This window comes from Chitinophaga sp. (genome assembly GCF_036566945.1).
GTDB lineage: Bacteria > Bacteroidota > Bacteroidia > Chitinophagales > Chitinophagaceae > Chitinophaga.
The window spans coordinates 1-5,690 of the sequence record NZ_DATCVJ010000220.1; the positions used below are offsets into that span (position 1 = coordinate 1).

Annotated in this window: 1 protein-coding gene; it reads left to right on the forward strand. The window is 46.9% G+C overall.

Going from position 1 to position 5,690, the window contains the following annotated elements; all coding sequences use genetic code 11:
- Window positions 1-263 precede the first annotated feature (263 nt).
- Window positions 264-5,690 (forward strand): alpha-2-macroglobulin family protein (locus VIP81_RS06355; protein ID WP_331957634.1); only part of this gene is annotated, 5,427 nt, incomplete at its 3' end.

Consider the following 5,690-nt stretch of genomic DNA (forward strand, 5'->3'; position numbering starts at 1 on the left):
GCGAGTTTTTGTCTTTCTCAGGATTATACTGATTTAGATGATTTTCTTGATTTTATTTTTTTGATTTTATAAGAAAAAAGATTAGCGAAGACCGGTGTGGGTATCCTCATTGATCTTCGCTAATCTTTTTTCATCTTACTAAAATCAAAAAAAACAAAATCAAGAAAATCATCTAAATCAGTATAATCCTGAGAAAGACAAAAACTCGCGAAAATTTCCCGACATTCGCACCTAATAGTTAATCACCCTAATTACCATTCCTAATGCACCCATCAAAACGGCTTACTGCTGTAGCAGCATTATTTTTTTTCATGGCCGCCCTGTTTGTGATCAGTGGTTGCCGAACCGCCCGAAAAGAAATGAACCCGGAATTTGCCAGATACATTGAGGCATATACCGCTGGTATCATTTCCAAACAGAGCGCCGTTCGTGTTCAGCTAACGGGACAAACGAATGTAACGCATACCCAAAACGAACCCCTGGACAAAGAAGTATTCGAATTCTCTCCTTCGATTAAGGGTAAGTCGTACTGGATAGATGCTACCACTATTGAATTCAGACCAGACGAAAATCTGCAACCCGGTAAAACCTACCAGGCCACTTTCAAACTGGGCAAAATCCTCGATGTTCCCAAAGAACTGAAAACATTTGATTTTGAATTTAAGATCATTAAACCGTCTTTTTCTATCGATAACTTCGGACTGAAATCCAGTACCAACAATACCCTGGACCGTATGACCTACTCCGGCGCGATTTATACCGCCGATGTAGAAGATCCCCAGGCCATTGAGAAAATACTGACCGCGCAATACGGCGGTAAAGGATTACCCATTACCTGGCAGCACAATGCCACCGAACGTACCTCCCGGTTTACCATTGCAAATATTCCCCGCGCCAACATTGCCCGGAACCTGGAGCTGAGCTGGAATGGCTCGTCTCTGAAAGTAGATAATACCGGCAAAAGCACCATAGAAGTTCCCGCCATCGGCGACTTTAAAGTATTGGACGTTAAAGCACTCTCTGACCCGGAACAACACCTGCTGGTACAGTTTTCCGATCCTATCAGCATGGCGCAAACGCTGGAAGGACTCATTGGCATCAGCGGACAAAGTGATCTGCGCTACACCGTAGATGGCAGCGAAGTAAGCGTGTATACCCCCACCAGGCTGGAAGGAAATTATAATGTAATTGTGAATGAAGGCGTCATCAATATCACCGATAAACGTTTAGGCAAAACATTCAGCGCAAACGTAAACTTTGAGAACACGTTACCATCTGTCAGCATTCCCGGAAAAGGGGTGATCCTGCCAGAAAGTAATAAACTGGTAATGCCGTTTGAAGCCGTGAACCTCAACGCCGTAGATGTGACCATCATTAAAATTTACGAAAATAATGTACCACAATACCTGCAACGCAACGACCTCGATGGCAGTCAGGAACTACGGCGTGTAGGCAAGCCCGTAGTAGAAAAAACAATTCGCCTCGATGTTGATAAATCTGTCAACCTCCATAAGAAAAACCGCTTCTTCCTGGACCTTGATAAGATGCTGCGCACCGAACCAGGCGCTATTTACCGTATCACCATTGGCTTCCGTAAGTCATATGCCATGACTGCCTGCTCCGCAGATACCACCAAAGACGGAGACCAGGCTTCTTCAGAGGAGGGCGAAGGCGATGAAGAATACTATGGCGGAGAAAAAATTGACGACGACGATTCCTTCTGGCAACGCTACGATAGCTACTATCCATACGGCTACAACTGGGACCGTCGCAATGACGCCTGCTCAAACTCTTACTATAGCAAAGACAAATGGGCTTCCCGCAATATCATTTCTTCCAACATTGGCCTGATTGCCAAAAGAGGAAATGACAATAGCATGGTAGTGGCGGTAACGGATATACGCGACACCAAACCCATGATAGGCGTGGAACTGGAACTGCTCGATTATCAAAACCAGGTCATCTTTAAAACAAAAAGTGATGGCGAAGGCTTGTCTACCTTTGACCTGAAACGTAAGCCCTACCTGCTCATTGCCAAAAAAGGCAATGAAAGAGGCTACCTCAAACTCGATGATGGAAGTTCGCTGCCATTAAGCCGTTTCGACGTAAAAGGAGAAGAAGTACAAAATGGCATCAAAGGTTTCCTGTATGGCGAACGTGGTGTATGGCGCCCCGGCGATTCTGTTTATCTCACCTTCATATTGGAAGACAAAGGACAGAAACTCCCTGCTGAGCACCCGGTAACGCTGGAATTATATAACCCAAAAGGGCAGTTATACAAGCGCATTAATCAGCATGAAGGATTGAATGGCTTCTACAGCTTTGCTACTGCTACCGCACCTGACGATCCTACCGGCAGCTGGGTAGCCAAAGTAAAAGTGGGCGGCGCTACGTTCCAGAAAAATGTACGCATAGAAACCGTAAAGCCTAACCGCCTTAAAATAAAAATGGATTTCGGCAACAACGTATCGTTGTCGAAAGGTAGTTCTACCGGCAACCTCTCTGCCATGTGGCTGTTTGGCGCTACTGCACAGCATCTTAAAGCGAAAGTAGATGTATCGCTGGTACAGGGAACTACCAGCTTCAAAAACTTCAGCGACTACTCCTTCGATGATCCGGTAACACATTTTGACGCAGAAAATAAAACCATCTTTGAAGGTCCCCTGAATGAGAACGGCACCGCCCCTGTCAATGCCGATATACAGTTGGGGAAGGTAGCGCCGGGACAACTGAAAGCTAATTTCGAAATAAAAGTATTTGAGCCGGGAGGTGATTTCAGTATCGACCACTTCTCCATGCCTTACAATCCGTTTACTTCCTATGCAGGTTTACGTATGCCTGCAGGCGACCGCACTACCGGTATGCTGCTCACAGACCGAGCACACACCATTGATCTGGTAGATGTGGATGGCAACGGCAACCTCACCAAAGGCAGTCGTGAAGTACAGGTAGAACTATACAAAATAAAATGGAGATGGTGGTGGGATGAAGGTGAAGAAGATGATTATTCCAACTTCACACAAGACAGCTACAATCAGCTGCTGAGCAAAGAAACCGTTACCCTTCAGGATGGCAAGGGCAAATGGAATCTACAGGTAAATTCACCAGACTGGGGCAGGTACCTGGTACGGGTGAAAGACCTGCAAAGCGGACATACCGCCGGTAAATCTGTGTATATCGACTGGCCAGGCTGGGCAGAAAGAATGCAGAAAGATAACCCTGCAGAAGCGTCCATGCTGGTGTTCACATCTGACAAACAACAATACAAAACCGGCGACGATATTACCCTGACAATCCCCAGCAGTGAAGGCGGACGCGGACTGGTAAGTATTGAATCCGGCAGCAAAGTATTAAAGACTTACTGGATCACTACCAAACAAGGACAAACTACTTTCAAATTCAAGGCGGAGAAAAGCATGACGCCTAATATATACGTGAACGTTAGTTTGCTGCAAAAACATGCGCAAACAATCAACGATTTGCCCATCCGTATGTATGGTACTATTCCTATTTCAGTAGAGGATCCGGGTACTATTCTCAAACCCGTGATCACCATGTCGGATAAGCTGAAACCAGAAACAGAAGCCAGTATATCCGTGAGCGAAAGCAATGGTAAACCCATGACCTACACCATCGCCATTGTAGATGAAGGCTTGCTGGATCTTACCCGCTTTAAAACACCTGACCCGCATAGTGCTTTCTATGCCAGAGAAGCACTGGGTGTAAAAACATGGGATCTGTACGACTTTGTAATAGGCGCCTGGGGCGCAGATATGGACCGTATCCTCAGTATTGGTGGTGATGAAGGACTGGATAAAAATGCCGGTAGCGCCAAAGCTAACCGCTTTAAGCCAGTAGTGAAATATATGGGACCTTTCTACCTGAAAACAGGACAGAAACAAACACATAAATTCAAACTGCCGCCATATATCGGTTCTGTAAAAGCGATGGTAGTAGCCGGACAAGACGGCGCCTATGGCTTTGCAGAAAAAGCAGTAGCGGTGAAGAAACCGTTGATGCTGCTCACTACCGCACCCCGTGTACTCGGACCATCAGAAACCATCCAGGTACCGGTGACGGTATTCGGACTGGAACCTAATATCCGTAGTGCCAGCGTTACCATCAGCACCAGTCCTTTGCTGGAAATAGTAGGAGAGCAAACTAAAACAGTCACCTTTACTCAACCGGGCGAACAACTGGTTTATTTTGATGTAAAAGTAAGACCGCAAACAGGTGTTGCTAAAATAAAAGTAGTGGCCAGCAGTGGGGCAGAAAAAGCAGAAGAAAATATAGAACTGAATGTGCGTAATCCAAATCCGGTGATTACCAACATCATTGAAAATACACTGGAAGGCAATAAGAGCTGGGAATCTCCTTTCAGCCCGGTAGGCATGGCGGGCACCAACAGTGGTGTGCTGGAAGTATCTACTATTCCATCGCTCAACCTGGCCAAGCGTTTGCGCTTCCTGATAGAATACCCGCATGGTTGTATAGAACAAACAACTTCGGGTGTGTTCCCGCAGCTGGTATTGAATCAGCTGATGGATGTGAAAGAAAGCCAGCTGGCGGAAATAGACCGTAACGTGAAAGCAGGGATCAATCGCCTGAAGAGTTTCCAAACCTCCGATGGAGGCTTCAGCTACTGGCCGGGAGAAGGTAACTCCGATGAGTGGGGGACCAACTATGGCGGTCATTTCCTGATAGAAGCACAGGCAAAAGGCTATACACTGCCACCGGGATTACTGGATCAGTGGAAAAAATACCAGCGCAATAAAGCCGGTACCTGGGCGCCAAGTACCCTCAACTTCTACGGTGGTGATCTTACACAGGCGTATCGTTTATACCTGCTGGCACTGGCTAAATCGCCGGAGTTGGGCGCTATGAACCGGTTGAAAGAATTCAAATATTTATCTGTACCCGCCAAATGGAGATTGGCAGCGGCCTACAAACTAGCCGGACAACCGGAAGTGGCGAATTCGCTCGCACAAAACCTGGCCACAGAAGTAAAACAATACACACAATTAGGCGGCACCTTCGGTTCCGATCTGCGTGATAAGGCCATGATCCTGGAAACCATTACCATCCTTGGTCAACGCAACCGTGCCGGCGAAATGGTGAAACAAATTGCCGCGCAGCTGTCGCAAAACGACCAGTGGTACAGCACCCAAACCACCGCTTACGCATTGATAGCGATTGCCAAATACTGCGGCGATAATAAAGGTGGCAGCAAAATGAGCTTTGCCTACACGTTAAACGGCGTTAAAGGCACCGTAAACGGCCAATCTTTCGTTACGCAGGTACCAATTACCTTCAACGGCGCTACGGGCAATATCAGCATCCGGAACAACGGCCAGAACTTACTGTATGTACGACTCATTCTCCAGGGACAACCGGATGCCGGTCAGGAACCGGTAGCCAGCAACAACCCGGATGTATTGGGAATGCAGGTAAACTACAGCACCCGTGATGGCAAACCTATTGACCCGGCCACACTCCGCCAGGGTAGCGACTTTATGGCTACAGTAACCATCAACAATCCGGGTAAACGTGGCTATTACGAACAAATGGCGTTATCACAAATCTTCCCGTCAGGATGGGAAATACTGAATACCCGGTTAATGGACAACGACAGCGCTTTCCATTCTTCCCCATCTACGTATATGGATATCCGTGATGACAGGGTATATACT